At 73.6% G+C, this 16,244-nt stretch carries 17 protein-coding genes; 11 read left to right on the top strand and 6 right to left on the bottom strand.

Annotation, left to right across the window (positions count from 1 at the left end):
- The first annotated feature begins 129 nt into the window (after positions 1 to 129).
- From BS83_RS18190 to thiE, 6 genes are all read left to right on the top strand, one after another.
- Positions 130 to 1,467 carry an acyl-CoA dehydrogenase family protein gene (locus BS83_RS18190; protein ID WP_037604807.1) on the top strand — a complete coding sequence of 446 codons (1,338 nt, stop codon included), beginning with the start codon at positions 130 to 132 and terminating at the stop codon, positions 1,465 to 1,467.
- Positions 1,464 to 2,228, top strand: coding sequence for an SDR family NAD(P)-dependent oxidoreductase (locus BS83_RS18185; protein ID WP_037604806.1), 765 nt, complete (start codon positions 1,464 to 1,466; stop codon positions 2,226 to 2,228). The genes BS83_RS18190 and BS83_RS18185 overlap by 4 nt, the downstream gene beginning before the upstream one ends.
- Entirely contained in the window at positions 2,225 to 2,623 is a 399-nt protein-coding gene (locus tag BS83_RS18180; protein ID WP_037604805.1) for a RidA family protein, read from the top strand. Before BS83_RS18185 ends, BS83_RS18180 begins: the two co-directional genes overlap by 4 nt.
- A gap of 26 nt (positions 2,624 to 2,649) precedes the next feature.
- Positions 2,650 to 3,495, top strand: a complete 846-nt coding sequence (locus BS83_RS18175) for an ion channel (RefSeq protein ID WP_051943266.1) — start codon at positions 2,650 to 2,652, stop codon at positions 3,493 to 3,495.
- A gap of 72 nt (positions 3,496 to 3,567) precedes the next feature.
- Entirely contained in the window at positions 3,568 to 3,933 is a 366-nt protein-coding gene (locus BS83_RS18170) for an Rv2175c family DNA-binding protein (RefSeq protein ID WP_037604804.1), read from the top strand.
- Positions 3,930 to 4,580 (top strand): thiamine phosphate synthase, encoded by a 651-nt coding sequence (gene thiE / locus BS83_RS18165; protein ID WP_037604803.1) that lies wholly within the window; start codon positions 3,930 to 3,932, stop codon positions 4,578 to 4,580. Before BS83_RS18170 ends, thiE begins: the two co-directional genes overlap by 4 nt.
- 120 nt (positions 4,581 to 4,700) lie before the next feature.
- On the opposite strand, the gene BS83_RS18160 is transcribed toward thiE, so the two are convergent.
- Positions 4,701 to 6,338 (bottom strand): serine/threonine-protein kinase, encoded by a 1,638-nt coding sequence (locus tag BS83_RS18160; protein ID WP_051943264.1) that lies wholly within the window; start codon positions 6,336 to 6,338, stop codon positions 4,701 to 4,703.
- 173 nt (positions 6,339 to 6,511) lie between these two features.
- Complete coding sequence (locus BS83_RS18155) at positions 6,512 to 7,624, bottom strand: polyprenyl synthetase family protein (RefSeq protein ID WP_037604802.1); 1,113 nt, start codon at positions 7,622 to 7,624, stop codon at positions 6,512 to 6,514.
- Positions 7,625 to 7,781: 157 nt separating this feature from the next.
- Here BS83_RS18155 and metF point away from each other — a divergent pair, with 157 nt between their 5' ends.
- Both metF and BS83_RS41900 read left to right on the top strand, forming a co-directional pair.
- Positions 7,782 to 8,699: a methylenetetrahydrofolate reductase [NAD(P)H] gene (gene metF, locus BS83_RS18150; protein ID WP_037604801.1), complete on the top strand. Its 918-nt coding sequence runs from the start codon at positions 7,782 to 7,784 to the stop codon at positions 8,697 to 8,699.
- Between the two features lie 69 nt (positions 8,700 to 8,768).
- Positions 8,769 to 9,518: a hypothetical protein gene (locus tag BS83_RS41900; protein ID WP_051943262.1), complete on the top strand. Its 750-nt coding sequence runs from the start codon at positions 8,769 to 8,771 to the stop codon at positions 9,516 to 9,518.
- A 16-nt stretch (positions 9,519 to 9,534) separates the two neighbouring features.
- Here the strand turns inward: BS83_RS41900 and BS83_RS18140 are convergent, their stop codons facing one another.
- A complete protein-coding gene (locus BS83_RS18140; protein WP_037609310.1) occupies positions 9,535 to 10,959 on the bottom strand; it encodes a phytoene desaturase family protein in 1,425 nt (474 codons plus the stop codon).
- 70 nt (positions 10,960 to 11,029) lie between these two features.
- Here BS83_RS18140 and BS83_RS18135 point away from each other — a divergent pair, with 70 nt between their 5' ends.
- Positions 11,030 to 11,212, top strand: coding sequence for a hypothetical protein (locus BS83_RS18135; RefSeq protein WP_157597225.1), 183 nt, complete (start codon positions 11,030 to 11,032; stop codon positions 11,210 to 11,212).
- A gap of 69 nt (positions 11,213 to 11,281) precedes the next feature.
- Here the strand turns inward: BS83_RS18135 and BS83_RS18130 are convergent, their stop codons facing one another.
- Positions 11,282 to 11,884, bottom strand: coding sequence for a TetR/AcrR family transcriptional regulator (locus BS83_RS18130; RefSeq protein WP_051943261.1), 603 nt, complete (start codon positions 11,882 to 11,884; stop codon positions 11,282 to 11,284).
- A 124-nt stretch (positions 11,885 to 12,008) separates the two neighbouring features.
- On the opposite strand from BS83_RS18130, the gene BS83_RS18125 reads away from it, so the two are divergent.
- Positions 12,009 to 13,520 (top strand): MFS transporter, encoded by a 1,512-nt coding sequence (locus BS83_RS18125; protein WP_084713647.1) that lies wholly within the window; start codon positions 12,009 to 12,011, stop codon positions 13,518 to 13,520.
- 197 nt (positions 13,521 to 13,717) lie between these two features.
- Entirely contained in the window at positions 13,718 to 14,806 is a 1,089-nt protein-coding gene (locus tag BS83_RS18120; protein WP_269664861.1) for a peptidoglycan recognition protein family protein, read from the top strand.
- Positions 14,807 to 14,903: 97 nt separating this feature from the next.
- Here BS83_RS18120 and BS83_RS18115 read toward each other — a convergent pair whose 3' ends face one another.
- Together BS83_RS18115 and BS83_RS48345 are read right to left on the bottom strand one after the other, a co-directional pair.
- Entirely contained in the window at positions 14,904 to 15,359 is a 456-nt protein-coding gene (locus BS83_RS18115; RefSeq protein ID WP_037604798.1) for a peptidoglycan-binding protein, read from the bottom strand.
- 81 nt (positions 15,360 to 15,440) lie between these two features.
- Entirely contained in the window at positions 15,441 to 16,205 is a 765-nt protein-coding gene (locus BS83_RS48345; protein WP_037604797.1) for a D-Ala-D-Ala carboxypeptidase family metallohydrolase, read from the bottom strand.
- Between the last annotated feature and the right edge of the window lie 39 nt (positions 16,206 to 16,244).

Here is a 16,244-nt window from a genome sequence, read left to right as displayed (position 1 = left end):
GTTTCCCCCTCACCTTGACCTTGGCAGGGACCGGGTCGGTCCGAAGTCAGGCTAGCGCGTTGGTGACGACAGTCAACCTTCCGCGATATGAATGGACCGACGGCTTCACGGCGGAGGAGGGAGCAGGCGATGACGGCGACGGCGGCATTCACGCTCGACGACGGGCAGCACCGCTTCTGCGCGGACGTCCGCGCGCTGGCGACGGAGCGGCTGCTGCCGCTGACCCACGCCCACGGCGCGGGCGGCTTCCCGCCGGATGGCACGACGCGCCCGGGTCCGCCCACGGCCACCTCCTCGGCGCCGGACGGCGTCGGCGGAGCTGGTCGCGGCGGATCCCTGCCGTCCCGCGGGGACAGGCTGCTTCCCGAGGGCCGCTCCCCTCGGGTCAACCGGCCGCTGCTGGAGGAGATGGGGAGGCTCGGCCTGCTGGCACGGCTCTTCCCCGGGGTGGGGGCCGGCGGCGCCTCCGGCTCGGAGGCCGGAGGCGGACTGCGGCAGGCGGCCGCGATGGACCTGTGCCTGCTGCGGGAGAGCCTGGCGCAGGTGTCCACCGAGGCCGAGACCGCTCTGGCGCTGCAGGGCCTCGGGGCCTACCCCGTGCTGCAGAGCGGCAGCGAGGCGCAGATCGGCCGATGGCTGCCGGAGGTCGCCGCAGGGCGGGCCGTCGCGGCGTTCGCGCTGTCGGAGCCGGGCGCGGGTTCCGACGCCGCCGCGCTGGCCCTGGAGGCGAAGGCCGAAGCGGGAGGATGGCGGCTCAGCGGCGAGAAGTGCTGGATCTCGAACGCGCCCGAGGCGGACTTCTACACGGTCTTCGCCCGGACCGGTCCCGAGGCCGGCGCACGCGGGGTCACCGCCTTCCTGGTCCCGGCCGACCGGGCGGGCCTGGGCGGCGAGCAGCTCGACATGATCTCCCCGCACCCCATCGGCAGGGTCCTCTTCGACGGAGTCAGGGTCGGCCCGGAGGACCGCCTCGGTGAGGTCGGGCACGGCTTCAGGGTCGCGATGCGCACGCTCGACCTGTTCCGCCCGAGCGTGGGCGCCTTCGCGGTCGGGATGGCGCAGGCGGCGCTCGACGCCGCGCTCGTCCACGCCGCCGAACGGGAGGCCTTCGGCGGACCGCTGCTGCAGCTCCAGTCCGTCGGACACCGACTGGCCGAGATGGCCACCCGCACCGAGGCCGCCCGGCTGCTCGTCTACGCGGCGGCCTCCGCCTACGACCGCCAGGGCGGGCGCGAGGAGCGCGGGACGGGCCTGCACGGGCCGACCGGACGCGCGGCGATGGCCAAGCTGTTCGCGACCGAGACGGCCCAGTACGTCGTCGACGCCGCCGTCCAGATCCACGGCGCGCGGGCGCTGCGGCAGGGCCACCTGCTGGAGCAGCTCTACCGGGAGGTCCGTGCGCCCCGGATCTACGAGGGCGCCTCCGAGGTGCAGCTCTCGATCATCGCGAGGGAGCTCGCCCGATGAGCGCCGGACCGAGCAGGATCTGCGTGGTCACCGGCGGCAGCAAGGGCATCGGCGCGGCTGTCGCCGCGGACCTCTCCACCGCCGGCCACCGGGTCGTCCTGGCCGCCCGCGACCCGGACGCGCTGGCGAGCGCCGCGCGGGCGCTGCCGGGGCCGAGCCTGACCGTCCCGGTGGACCTCACCGCGCCCGACGCCGCCGAGACGCTCTTCGGGCGGGTCGAGGCGGAGTGGGGCCCCGCCGAGGTGCTGGTCGCCGCCGCCGGAGCGGGCGCGTCGGCCCGGCTGACCGAGACCGGGGACGAGTTGTGGGAGCAGCAGCTCGCGCTCAACCTCACCGCCCCCTTCCGCTGCGTCCGCCGCGCGCTGCCGTCGATGCTGGGGGCGCGCTGGGGCCGGATCGTCGTGGTGACCTCGGTCGCGGCGAAGGTCGGCGCTCCGTACGTCGCCGCGTACACGGCGGCCAAGCACGGCGCGCTCGGACTGGTCCGCGCCGCCGCCGCCGAGGTGGCCGGGACCGGCGTGACCGTCAACGCGGTCTGCCCCGGCTATGTGGACACGCCGATGACGGACGCCACCGTCGCCGCGATCGTCGCCCGCACCGGACGCGACGAGGCGCAGGCCCGCGCCGCGCTGGCGCGGATGCAGCCGATCGGGCGGCTGATCCGCCCGGAGGAGGTCGCGGCCGTGGTCCGGCTGCTGCTGGAACAGGAGGCCCTGAACGGTCAGGGCCTCACCGTCGACGGAGGAGGCGTGCAGTCATGACGCTGCACCGGATCAACCCGCCCGAGCTGGCCCCACCCACCGGCTTCAGCCACGCGGTCACCGCGACCGGCGGCACCCTGGTCTTCCTGGCCGGCCAGACCGCGCTGGACCGGAGCGGCGCGATCGTCGGCGCCGACGTGGTCGAGCAGTTCGACCGCGCGCTGGCCAACCTGCTGGCCGCCCTCGCGGCGGCGGGCGGCAGCCCCGACCGGCTGGCCCGCTTGACCGTCTACGCGACCGACCCCGAGGACTACCGCGCCCACGCCGCCGACATCGGCCGCGTCTGGCGCGCCCGAGCCGGCCGGGACTACCCGGCGATGGCGCTGATCGGGGTCGTCCGGCTCTGGGACGAGCCGGCGCTGGTCGAGCTGGAGGGCATCGCCGTGCTGGACTGACCAGGGCCACGTAGGGTTTGCCGCATATGTTCGACTCCTCGTCAAACCCGCTGAACGATCCGGAGGACCAGCAGGCAGGCGGTGCGGACCGGTCGACTCCGGTGGACCAGGGCCCTCGGTTCGAGCGGTGGAGCCGGGCGACCGCCGTGCCGCTGCTGGTGCTCGGCTGCGTCTTCCTGGCGGTGATCCTCTTCCCCGTGCTGGGGGTGAACCTGAGCCGGGATCAGACGATCATCGTCTGGGTGGTCGGCGGGGTCATCTGGGGAATCTTCCTGCTCGACTACTGGATCAAGCTCTGGCTGGCCGAGTACCGCAAGGCCTTCTTCTGGGACCACATCTTCGACCTGGCCCTGCTCGTGCTCCCGATGTTCCGGCCGCTGGGCGCGCTGCGGGCGTTCGGACTCTTCGCGCTGATCGGCCGGGCGGTGCGCCGCAACCGGATCCTGCGCACGGCGTCCTACACCGGCGGGGCCTTCGTGATGCTGCTGCTGGTGGGCTCCTACACGGAGTGGCTGGCCGAGCGCCACGCGCCGGGGGCGAACATCACCACCCTCGGCGACTCGCTGTGGTGGGCGCTGGTGACGATGGCGACCGTCGGCTACGGCGACTACGTCCCGGTCACCGCGACCGGCCGGATGATCGCCTCGGTGCTGATGGTCACCGGGATCGCGACGCTGAGCGTGGTCACCGCCTCGGTCGCCAGCTGGCTGGTCCAGCTCTCCCGCCGCGAGGACGACAAGGAGGCGGCGGCGGAGGAGCGGCGCCGCCAGGTGGAGGAGTTCCGCACGCTGCTGCGCGAGGTGCAGCAGCTCAACGAGCGCCTGGCCCGGCTGGAGACCCGGTGGGACGAGCGGCAGCGCGGAGAGTCCTGAACGACCGATCCGCGCCACGGTGTCGCGGTCGTGAGTGTGCACACCGGGGGTCGGGGATGGCAGTCTGTTGACGTGAGTGAGATTGATCCCAAGATCGACGCCCTGATTCCGGCCTGGCTCTACCTCCCCGACATCGCGGAGAAGTGGGGCGTTGAGGTCACCAAGGTCCGCAACATGGTCACCGACGGCACCCTGCTGGCGGTGCGCCGCGGAGAGAACAACGCGCTGCAGGTGCCTGCGGCGTTCATCGGCGAGGACAAGCCCGTCAAGGGCGTCATCGGCCTGCTGACACTGCTGAAGGACAGCGGATTCAGCAAGGAGGAGGCCCTGCAGTGGCTCTTCACCGATGACCCGACCCTGCCGGGCACCCCGGCGCAGGCCCTGAACGAGAACCGCGGCACCGAGGTCAAGCGCCGCGCCCAGGCGATGGCCCTGTGACGGCGCCGAGAGGCGCGGTCCTGGCCGACGCCAGGCTCTACCTGTGCACGGACGCCCGGCGCGAGCAGGGCGACCTGGCCGAGTTCCTCGACGCGGTCCTGGCCGGCGGCGTGGACGTGGTCCAGCTGCGCGACAAGGGCCTGGAGGCCAAGCAGGAGCTGGCGGCGCTGGAGGTCTTCGCCGACGCGTGCCGCCGGCACGGCCGGCTGCTGTCGGTCAACGACCGGGCCGACGTCGCCTTCGGCGCCCGCCCGGACGTGCTCCACCTCGGCCAGGACGACCTGCCGGTCCCGGTGGCCCGCGCGATCCTCGGCGAGGACGTGGTCATCGGCCGCTCCTGCCACGCGGAGGCGGAGGTGGACGTCGCGCTGACCGAGCCCGGCGTCGACTACTTCTGCACCGGGCCGGTCTGGCCCACCCCGACGAAGCCGGGCCGGTTCGCGCCCGGCCTGGGCCTGGTCTCCTACGCGGCCAAGCAGGTCACGGACCGCCCGTGGTTCGCGATCGGCGGCATCGACGAGTCGAACCTCGACGAGGTCCTCGACGCCGGCGCCCGCCGCGTCGTCGTCGTCCGCGCGCTCACCCAGGCCGCCGACCCCTTCGCCGCGGCCCAGTCGCTGGCCCGACGGGTCCGCGAACGCGCCTGAAGGGGCGCGAGCAACCACCCTGTGCGGAGGGTCCTCACTGGAAAGGGCCATCCGCACGGGGTGGTTGCTCGCGCACGCAGTGAATCAAGCAGAGCCTCGCGCCCCTGAGGGTTGCCCGCGTCAGTAAGGCGTGTCGAAGCAGTAGGTCTGCGTCCACGCGGACGCGCCGTACTGGTTGGCCGCACGGAGCGCCACGCAGACCTTGTCGCCCGAGGCGGGGCCGTCCACCGTGTAGGCCGTGCCCGCGGTGGACGCGCTGTGGGACGCGCCGTTGATCGAGTACCGGACGTCGTAGCGGGTCGCGCCCGGCTTCGCGTTCCAGGTGAGCGAGAGCGGCATGTCGGCGCAGTAGCCCACGCAGGCGTTGTGGAAGTAGGCGCTGAAGCCCGCCATCGCCCCGGGCGGGGAGCCGGAAGGGGTCGGCGGGTGCGTCGGCGCGTGGGTCGGCGTGCTCGCGGAGCCGCCGCCGGCCCCGGACCCCGTCCCTGTCCCGGTGCCCGAACCCGTGTGCGTCGTGCCGGACGAGCCGCCCGTGCTCCTGCCGGAGCCGCCGCCGCTGCCGGCGGTGGGAGTGCTGTTCCCGGCCGCTCCTCCGCCCGCCGTCGCGGACGGCTGGGCGGTGGGCGACGAGGACGGGCTCGGAGAGCCGCTGCCGTCCGTGCCCGACGACGCCGACTGCCCCGCCGTCGCGCCGCCGCCCGCCGTGGGCGTTCCCGTCCCGCCGGGGCCGGGCGAGCGGCCGCCGCCCTGGGCCTGTGTGGTGCCGGGGCCGCCCCCGACGTGCAGCAGGGTCGGCGTCAGCGCGAGGCCGAGCACCACGGCGGCGGCCGCGACCATCGCCAGGACCCGGCGTCGCGGCCGCCGTTGCTCCCCCGCCGCGGGAGCGGCGACGACCGGGGTCGGGGCGCCCTCGCCTCCGTCTGGCCCGGCGAGCAGGTTGAGCGTCGCGACCGGCGCGTCGCCGCGCAGCGCGGCGACGATCTCCTCCGTGCTCGGCCGCTCCGCGGGATCCTTGGCGAGGCAGCGCGCGATCAGCGGCGCCAGTTGCGCGGGCAGGGCGTCCAGCTCGGGTTCCTCGTGGACGATGCGGTAGCCGAATCCGTAGGAGTCCGTCTGGCCGAAGGGGTGCTCGCCGGTGGCCGCGAAGGCCAGCACCAGCCCGAGCGCGAAGACGTCCGCGGCCGGCCCCACCCGGGACCGGCCGTGCAGCTGCTCCGGCGCCATGTACTGCGGGGTGCCCATGACCACGCCGGTCTGGGTCAGCGTGGTGACCGCCGCGCCGCGCGCGATGCCGAAGTCGATCAGCCTGGGGCCGTCGTCGGAGACCAGGATGTTGCCGGGCTTCACGTCGCGGTGGACCAGATGCGCGGCGTGGATCGCGGTCAGCGCCTCGGCCAGCCGCGCGCCGAGCTGCCGGACGGCGGCGGTCTCCAGCGGGCCCCGCTTGGTCACCACGGTGTGCAGGGAGGGGAAGGGTACGTACTCCGTGGCCAGCCAGGGCTGCTCCGCCTCCACGTCGTGGTCGACGACGGCCGCGATCCACGGCCCGCCCACCCGCCCGGTCGCGGCGACCTCCCGCCGGAACCGCTCCCGGAAGCCGCTGTCCTGGGCCAGCTCCTCGTTGATCACCTTCACCGCGGCGGTCACGCCGTCCTCACGGTGCCCCAGGTAGACCCGCCCCATCCCGCCGGCCCCGAGCAGCCCGATGATCCGGTACGGGCCGACCTGCTTCGGATCCCCGTCCTGCAGCGGTTTCAACGTCCCACCCCCGTGTGACCGGCCCCCTCCGGGCACGATCCAGCGGTATTGAACCATAGTCAGGTGACGTGGTGTACACCGCTGTTCATGAATCCCGCCGCGCGGTTGCCAGGCCCCGGCGGGGCAGTTGAACGGACGTCAGCAGCGCGTGGGGCCGTCGGTGCCGTGGCGGCTCAGTGCCGACGGGTCGTCGCCGCGTCGGTGAGGCGGTGGAGGACGGCGCGGGCGCGGGGGTCGGCGATGGGGGCGGCGGAGAGAGCCGCCAGGGCCTCGGCACGGAGGGCGGTGATGCGGGCCTCGACGCGGGCGGGGGCGCCGCTGCGGGTGATCACGTCGCGGAGGCGGTCGATGCCGGCGGCGTCGAGATCGGGGGAGCCGAGGTGGTCGTCGAGCAGGCGGGCGTCGGCCGGGCCGCAGGCGGCGAGGGTCTCGGCGACCAGCAGGGTGCGCTTGCCCTCGCGGAGGTCGTCGCCGGCGGGCTTTCCGGTCAGGGCGGGGTCGCCGTAGACGCCGAGCAGGTCGTCGCGGAGCTGGAAGGCCTCGCCCAGCGGGAGTCCGAAGGCCGCGTAGGCCTCGGTGAGCGCGGCCGGGGCGTCCGCCAGCAGGCCGCCGATCTGGAGCGGGCGCTGCACCGAGTACTTGGCGGACTTGTAGTGGATCACCGTCCTGGCCCGTTCCACCGGGGTCGGCTCGGACCAGGCCGCCGCCGGTTCCAGCATGTCGAGGTACTGGCCCGCCATCACCTCGGTGCGCATCAGGTCGAACAGCGGCTTCGCGCGCCGCACCGCCTCTCTGGGCAGGCCGGAGTCGCCGAACAGCGCGTCGCACCAGACCAGCAGCAGGTCGCCGACCAGTACCGCCGCCGCGCCGCCGTACTGGGCCGGGTCGCCGCGCCAGCCCTGCGTCTCGTGCAGGGACTGGAAGCGCCGGTGCACCGAGGGCAGGCCGCGCCGGGTGTCGCTGCGGTCCATCAGGTCGTCGTGGACCAGCGCGCTGGCCTGCAGCAGTTCCAGCGACGCCGCCGCGGCCACCGCGCCGGGCTCGTCGACCTCGCCGCCGGCCCCGCGCCAGCCCCAGTAGCAGAAGGCCGCCCGCAGCCGCTTGCCGCCGCTGAGCAGGAAGTCGCGCACCGTGCCGCAGACGGGGGAGAGCTGGGGCGAGATCGCCAGCAGCGTCCGCTCCTGGTCGCGGACGAAGTCCGCGAGCGCCAGGTCGACCCGCTGCCGCAGCCATTCCTCGTCCACGGGGTTGCCGACGAGCGGCGGGACGGGCTGAGCGAGTGACACCGGGGACTCCGAGCGGTACGGGGACCAAAAGCGTAACGCGCGGCGCCGCGGCCCGGGTGGCGGGGCTTGCCGGGGCGGGTGTTCCGGCCGCGACCTGCCGTCCCAAGGACTGGACAGTTGTTTCAGGATGCGTCCGGATCGCGGATAACCTTCCTTTATGGCTCTCGGAACCCCCAGCACCCGCCCTGACCGCGCGGTCTCCATTCGTGATCTTCTGGCGTCCGGGGCCAAGTCCTACTCCTTCGAGTTCATGCCCCCGCGCACGCCCGAGGCGGAGGCGGGCCTGTGGAAGGCGATCCGCAGGCTCGAGGCGCTCTCGCCGACCTTCGTCTGCGTCACCTACGGCGCAGGCGGTTCCACGCGCGGCCGCACCATCAACATCACCGGCCGGATCGCGGCGGAGACCACGCTCACCCCCGTCGCGCACCTGACGGCGGTCGACCACACCGTCGCCGAGCTGCGGAACATCCTCGGCCACTACGCCGACCAGGACGTCCGCAACGTCCTCGCGCTGCGCGGCGACCCGCCGGGCGACCCGCTGGGCGAGTGGGTGTCGCACGCCCAGGGCGTGAACTACGCGTCCGAGCTGGTCGAGCTGATCAAGGAGTCCGGCGACTTCTGCGTCGGCGTGGCGGCCTTCCCCGAGGGGCACCCGCGCTCGGACAACTGGGACGACGACATCCGCCACTTCGTGACCAAGGTCCGCGCGGGCGCCGACTACGCGATCACGCAGATGTTCTTCGACGTCGACTTCTACCTGCGCTTCCGTGACCGCGTCGCCGCGGCCGGCTGCGAGGTGCCGATCATCCCCGAGATCATGCCGGTCACCAGCGTCCGCTCGCTGCGCCGGATCCCCGAGCTCAGCACCGCCTGGTTCCCGCCCGCGCTCGCCGAGCGGATGCTGGCGCTGGAGGACGACCCGGCCGCGGTGCGCGCGGTCGGCATCGAGTACGCCACGGAGATGTGCCGCCGCCTGCTCGACGAGGGCACCCCCGGCCTGCACTTCATGACGATGAACTTCTCGACGGTGACCTCGGAGATCTACCAGAACCTCGGGCTGACTCCACAGGCCTGATCCGGCGCCCGTCCCGAACCGGTACGGTGTGCTCCACCGTTCGACGGTGCGAGAGGTGGTGGGCGAGAGGTGACCCTGTTGTATGCCGCGTTCGCGGTGGTCGCCCTGTGGCTGCTCGGCGAACTGCTGCTGCAGCGCCGCGCCCCCCTGCCCTGGCGGGCGCTCGCGCTGGCCGGATTCCTCGGACTGGTGGGCGGTGTAGCGATGGGCTCGCTGCCGCTGATCGGCGGGGGAGTCCTGGGTTTCGGCGCGGGACAGTACCTGGCCTCGCGCGCGCTCAAGGCCCCCGGCGGCCCCTACTGGTCGCTGGTCCCGCCGGAGCGGGTGCCGGTCGTCGGCCGCCTCTTCGGCGCGGCCGCCGCCGGTCCTGTCGCGGTGGCCGCGCCCGAGCCGGTGGTCGTGGGCGAGGTCAGCGCGGTGGAGTCGGTGGCGGCGGTCGAGGCGACGGCGGTGTTCCAGGCCGAGGAGTACCAGGTCGAGGGCGACAGCGTCTACTACGGCTACGGCGAGCAGGAGCAGCAGGCCGCCTACTACGGCTACGCGACCGAGCAGGGCGCCTACGTGCAGCAGCCCCAGGAGTACGCCTACGCCGAGTACTACGGGCAGTACCAGGACCCGCAGCAGGGCTATCAGCAGGCCCAGCCCGACTACCAGCAGCAGTACGCCGCCGCGTACCAGCCGCAGCCCGACCAGCAGCAGTACGCCGAGTACCAGCAGCCCTATCCGGAGTACCAGCAGCCGGTGGAGTACCCGTACCAGGCGGCCTACCCCCAGCAGCCCGAGTACGCGCAGTACCACTACCCGGAGTCGCAGCCGTAGGACGGCCCGCGCGGGGCTACGGCGTGCCGATGAGCCCGGAGACGACCGTCGCCGACATGCCGACCCTGGCCAGTCCGCCGCCGGGGTGGGTCGCGCCGCCGACATGGAAGAGGCCGGGCAGCCGGTCCGCGTTCGGCGGGGCCAGGAACGTGCCGCCCGCGCCCGCGAGGGAGGGCGGGGGGACCGAGCCGCCGGGGGTCCCGGTCTCCGCCTCGGTGTCGGCCGGGGTGCGGGCGTGGGTCCAGAGCACCTGGTCGCCCAGCTCGGGCGCGGCCGTCACGGCACGGGCGAGCAGGGCGTCGGCGTAGTCGGAGACGCGTGCGGCGTCGGTCCAGTCGACCGGTCCATGCGCGGGGACGGTCGCGGTCAGCACCGCAGTCCCGTGCCCGGCCGGGGCGAGGGTGGCGTCGTCCGGCCGGAGCAGCTGCAACGTCGGACGGGCACAGAGGCGTGGGGTGCGGCCGAAGAGCGCGTCGAGTTCGTCGGCGCGGTCCGGTGCGTGCAGCACGGTGCGGTGCGCCGTCCCCTCCGGCCTGGCGCCGCGCAGGGCGAGCAGCAGGGTGAAGCGGCCGGGCGCACCGGTGGGCTGCCGGGGCGGACGGCTGTCGACGACGGCGTCCGCATCCAGGACGCTGCCGTCGGCGAGCGCGACGCCGGTCGCCCGCTCCTCGCCGAGGACCCGCTCCACCCGTGTGCCGAAGCGCAGCTCGACCCGGCGCGCCTCGCAGCGGCGCAGCACCGCGTCGGCGAGGGCGCGCAGTCCGCCGGTGACGTACCAGACGCCGAAGCTCTGCTCCATGTAGGGCATCGAGGTCAACGAGGCGGGCGCGCGCTCCGGGTCCAGGCCGAAGCGCAGCGCGTACTCGTCGAGCAGGGCGGTCAGCCCGGGGTCGCGCAGCTCCCGCGCGGCGACCTCGCCCAGCGTCCGGGACGCGCGGGCGAGCAGGCCGCGCCGGGCCGGGGCGTAGGGGTCCCGCCGCAGTGCGGACGGGTCCTCGGGGAGCGGCTCCTCCAGCAGCGGTCGGCGGGTCGCCTCCCAGACGCCGCGTCCGCGTCGCAGCATCGCGGCCCAGCGCTCGCCCGCGTCCGCGCCGAGCGCGCCGCTGAGGGCGCTCTCGACCCTGGCGAGCGAGGCGTTGGCGAGGGCGACGCGGGTGCCGTCCGGCAGCAGGTGCACGCTGCCGGGATCGACCGGGCGCAGCTCGACCTCCTCCTCGAGACTGGTCCGCCCGGTCTTGAGCATCAGGTCGCGGTAGACGGCGGGAAGCGTCAGCAGCCCCGGGCCGGTGTCGAAGCGGAAGCCGTCGCGCCGGTGGTCGCCGACCATTCCGCCGTGGGTGTCGGCCGCTTCGCAGAGAGTCACCCTGTGGCCCACCGTGGCGAGCCGTGCCGCGGTGGCGAGCCCGCCCATGCCTGCGCCGATGACGACGATCCGTGCCATGGTCATGGATCCTATGCGCTGGTCAGCGGGCGGCTCCGCCGGGTGGGGGCGGGCCACTATGATCGGCGGCATGGCGGACTTCGAACACCACGAGCAGCTGGCTTTCCGCGCCCTGGCGGAGTCGCGCGCGTCCAGCCTGACGCACACCCGTGAGTACCACGTCCAGGTGGCCCAGGTGGAGGCGACGCTCGCGCTGGCCGCCGCGGTCGCCGCGCTGTCCCGCAAGGGCGAGCCCACCGACCGGGCCCGGTAGGGCCCGCGCGCCCGCCGGGTCCGGCCGGTCCGGCGACGCCCGCCGTGAACCGGCCCCGGCCCCGACGCGCTAGCGGACCGTGAGCCCGTCCATGATCAGGCCGATCAGCCGCTCCGGCGAGCTGCTGGGCTTGTTCATCTGCTTCGCGCTGCTGCAGGCGTAGGTGATCCCGGTGGTCAGCTGCATGATCTCGCTCACGCTGACGTCCTGACGGATGTCGCCGCTCGCCTGTGCCCGCGCGATCAGCTCCTCGGAGGTGCGGTGCAGCACTCCGGCCGTCTCCTGCTTGCGGTCGCCGGTCAGCAGCAGGGCCGAGGCCAGGCCCTTGAACTCGCCGACGTGGTCCACGAGTTTGACCAGCCACACGCGCAGCGCCTCGATCGGCTCGCCTTCCTCGGCGAGCAGGGGCCGCGCGTCCGCCGCCACCGCGTCGGTCCAGCGGGTGCAGACCGCGTCGAACAGGTCGTCGCGGGTGGGGAAGTGCCGGTAGAGGGTGCCGGGGCCGACACCCGCGCGCTTGGCGATCTCGTCGAGTGAGGTGTTCGGGCCGTTGGCGAGGAAGGACTCGGTGGCGACCTCGACCAGGCGCTCGTAGTTGCGCCGGGCGTCGGCGCGCATGGGGCGTCGCGACGGTCGGTCGGAGGCGTCCTGCGCCGCGGTTTCGGCCGTCATGACCTCATCCCTTGCTAAACGGAGACTGTCTCCGTATTGTTGTCCCTGGAACCGGAGGATATCTCCGTTTGAGTTCCCTGCCAATTCTCACCTCCCATTCTCCATGTACTCCAGGGGCGGAGCCATGTCCGAGAACACCCTCACCACTCCCGTTTCCTCCGTTGCTGTCGCCTCGTCGGCGCAGCAGAGGTCCTCGGTGCAACCACCACCACGGGCACGCCATCCGCTGGCGCTCGCGGTGATCCTCACCTGCCAGTTGATGGTGATCCTCGACGCCACCGTCGTCTCCATCGCGCTGCCTGGCATCCAGCACGCGCTCGGCTTCTCCTCGGCCGGGCTGAGCTGGGTCATGAACATCTACTCGCTGACCTTCGGCGGGCTGCTGCTGCTCGGCGGCCGGGCAGGCGACGTCTTCGGTCGACGTCGGCTGCTGGCCTCCGGCATCGCGCTCTTCACCCTCGCCTCGCTGGCCGGCGGCCTCGCCACCACGCCCACCGAGCTGCTGCTCGCCCGCGTCGCCCAGGGCGTCGGCGCGGCCGTCGCGGCGCCGAGCACGCTGGCGCTGATCGTCGCCACCTTCCAGGACGCCACCGAGCGGGCCCGTGCGATCGGTCTCTTCTCGGCCATGTCGGCCGGCGGAGCCACCGTCGGGCTGATCCTGGGCGGACTGCTGACCTCCTGGCTGAACTGGCGCTGGGTCATGTTCATCAACGTGCCCTTCGGGCTCGCCGTCACCCTGCTGGCGCCGCGCGTGATCCAGGAGCCGCCGCGTCAGGGCGGTCGCCTCGACCTGGCGGGCGCGGCGACCGCCACGGCCGGCATGGTCGCGCTGGTCTACGGCTTCATCCGGGCCGCGACGGTCGGCTGGGGCACGCCGCTGACCGTGGGCTGCTTCGCCGCGGCGGTCCTGCTGCTGGCCGGCTTCGTCCTGATCGAGCGCAGGGTCGGGCAGCCGCTGCTGCCGCTCTTCCTGCTCACCGACCGGGTGCGGGCCGGTGGCTACGCCGCGATGCTGCTGGTCGCTGCGGCGATGTTCGGGATGTTCTTCTTCATCACCCAGTACCTGCAGAACGGTCTGGGACTCTCGCCGATGCAGGCCGGCTTCGCCTTCCTGCCGCTGGCGGTGCCGATCTTCGCCGGGGCGCGGCTGGCTCCGCGCCTGGTGCCCAGGTTCGGCGCCCGGCCGTTCCTGCTCGGGGCGCCACTGCTGCTGCTCACCGGTCTGCTGCTGCTCACCAGGGTCGACGCGCACACCCACTACGCGTCCGGAATCCTGCCCTCGATGCTGTTCTTCGGGTTCGGCGCCGGCTTCACCATGGTCCCGCTGAGCCTCACGATCCTGTCCAGCGTCCGGCCGGAGATCTCCGGAGCGGCGTCCGGAACGCTGCAGACCATGCAGCAGGCGGGCGGCGCGCTCGGCACCGCCGTCGGGATCACCGCGTTCACCCGGGCCACCAGCCACCCGTCCGGCACCGGCCCGGCCGCGCAGCACGCGACGCTGGCCCACGGTGTCTCGATGGCGATGACCTGCTCGGCGGCGCTGGTGCTGGTGGCCTTCGTGGTGCTGGCCACGCTGGTCCGCCCGCCGCGTCCCGCGCGCCCGGCCCGGGCCCAGGAGCCGCTGGGCCGCTCGTAGGCTCCGCCCGGTTTCCTTCGGTGCGGCTCGGTCCGGCGTCCCTGGGACGCCGGACCGAGCCGCACGGGGACGTGGGAAGGGTGCGGGGACGGAGCGCCGCCGGGGAGATTGGGGCGCAACAGCCGTGTCCCGCCTGAATGTTCGAGCGGTCAAGGATCAGGAACCCGCCCATGACTCACCACCCTTCCCTTCCGTCCATGCCCGGACGCCGCGCCCTCCTCGGCGGCGCCCTCACGCTCGGCGCGGGGGCGCTGCTCGCGGTCGCGCTCCCGGAGAGCGCGGCCCGTGCCACAACGCCCCGTGCCGCGACCGCCCGGGCCGCCGCTGCCGGTCCGACGGTGGCGAGCACCGCCGCCTGGGGCGCACGCCCGGCAAGCGCCCCGCTCAACGTGATCGCCGGCGTCCCGGACAAGGTGATCGTGCATCACACCGCGACCGCCAACGTCACCGACTACTCCCAGGCCGCCGCGTACTCGCTGGCGCAGTCGATGCAGACGTACCAGATGGACACCGAGCACTGGATCGACACCGGACAGCACTTCACCATCAGCCGGGGCGCCTACATCATGGAGGGCCGCCACAACAGCCTGGCCACGCTGGCCTCCGGCACCCAGCACGTGGAGTCGGCCCACTGCACCTCGCAGAACACGGTGGCCATCGGCATCGAGAACGAGGGCACCTACAGCACCGTCGACCCGCGCGGCCAGCAGTACGCGGCGCTGGTGGACCTCATCTCCTACATCTGCTCGCAGTACGGCCTGCGCGCCTACCAGATCTACGGGCACCGGGACTTCAACAACACCGAGTGCCCGGGCGACCGGCTCTACGCGATGATCCCGCAGCTGCGCCGCGACGTCGCGGCGCGGATCGGCGGCGATCCGACCGGGCCCGTGTGGCCGGTGCTCGGCAGCGGCGCGTCCGGCGAGAACGTGCGGACGCTGCAGTACCTGCTGAACCAGCGCGGCGTGCCGGTCACGGTGGACGGCGCCTACGGACCCGCCACCCAGAGCGCGGTCACGACCTTCCAGAACACCACGCACGCCGCCGCGGACGGGGTGGCGGGCAACCAGACCTGGAGCCAGGCCGTGGCACCCCTGGTGCGCGGGGCCTCGGGCAAGGCGGTGATGGCGGTCCAGAGCCAGCTCGGCGCCCACGGCCTGGCCACGACGGTGGACGGCGCCTTCGGCCCCGGTACCCAGGCCGGGGTCACCTCGTTCCAGACGTCCGCGGGCCTGCCCGCCGACGGCGTGGTGGACGCCCGCACCTGGAGCAGGCTGCTCGCCTGACCCGGCACCGGGCGTGGGTCCCGGCGGAGGACGGGCGACGCCCCGGCAGCGAGCGGGCTGCCGGGGCGTCGCCTTGTCCGTACTGCTCGGTGGGCCCTCAGGCGGGCCCGCCCTCGCCCGCGGCGAAGGCCGCGAACGCGGCCGTCGTCCCGGGTCCGGCGATCCCGTCGATCGCGCCGGAGTAGCCCCAGCCGCCGTCCTTCAGCATCCGCTGGAGCGCGCTGACGGTGCCGCTGCCGACGATGCCGTCGATCTGTCCGGTGTAGCCCCAGAACTGCTGGAGGCTGCGCTGCATGGCCTTCCAGCTGTTCGTGCCCAGCTGCCCGTCGATCCCGTCGTTGTAGCCCCAGAACTCCTGGAGCCAGTGCTGGACCCGCTTGGCCTGGTCGACGGTCAGACCGAGGTTGGCCACGGTCATCGGGTGGACGAGCTGCGGGGCCACGGCCGGCCGCGGCGCGGCAAGGGCGGTGCCCGCCGAGGCGAGACCGCCGCCCGCGACGGCGGCGACGGTGGCGAGGCCGACGAGGGTCCTGGTGAAGGCGTTCGAGCGCACTGGTGATTCTCTTTCGTTCGCTGTGACTGTGCGGTGGTACGTAGGTGCGGTGCGGTGCGGTGCGAGGTGGGGGCGGGGGCGCTACGCGACGCCGTCCTGCCACCACCAGAAGCCGGAGCCGTAGTTGCCGTGCTCAACCCGGCTGTCCACGTGCTGCCAGGACACGGTGTGGGTCTCCAGGCCGGAGAAGCCGCAGGTCTCCGCGATGCGGTAGACGCTGAGGGTGGACAGACCCGAGACGGCGGTGTCCGCGGCGACGCCGTAGGTGTGCATCGAGTTGGACGCACCGCCGACCGAGGCGTTGTACGAGGTGCTGCGGAAACCCGAGTTGATGGTGACGGCGCGGTCGCCCGCCTTCTTGCGCAGCGCCTCCAGCTTGTACATGGTGCGCCGCACGTTCTCCTTGACCTCGGTGGCTCCCACGTTGCCGCCGCCGAAGCCGGAGCCGTCGTGGCTGGTGAACTCGGACCAGTTGAAATGCGCGGTGGAACCGTCGGACTTCTCCAGCGAGTTGAGCACGCCGAAGGTCTGCGGGCCGGCCACGCCGTCGGCGCTCAGCCCGTAGGCCGACTGGAACCGGCGCACCGCGGCCGCGGTGCCGGGGCCGAAGGAGCCGTCCACCGCCACATAGGTCTGCGCGGCGGAGTCCGCCGCCCAGCCGGCGACGCGGATCTGCAGTTCGGACACCGCGCTGCCGGAGGAACCCTGGGAGAGCGTCCCCGGCCACCCGTAGGCGGACGCGGAGCGGGCGAGGCCGACGTTCGCCACCAGGGCGACGCCGGTCGCCGCGAGGGCGCCGGTGCCGTAGCGCAGCAGGGTCCGGCGGTCGAGGGAGGAACTGGTCACTTCGTTCTCCTTGCTACGTCGAGCTGGATCGGTCCATGA

The organism is Streptacidiphilus rugosus AM-16 (genome assembly GCF_000744655.1).
In the GTDB taxonomy this organism is placed as follows: Bacteria; Actinomycetota; Actinomycetes; order Streptomycetales; family Streptomycetaceae; genus Streptacidiphilus; species Streptacidiphilus rugosus.
The sequence above is the reverse complement of the archived record's forward strand: the minus strand, read 5'-3'. Positions and strand labels throughout refer to the sequence as shown.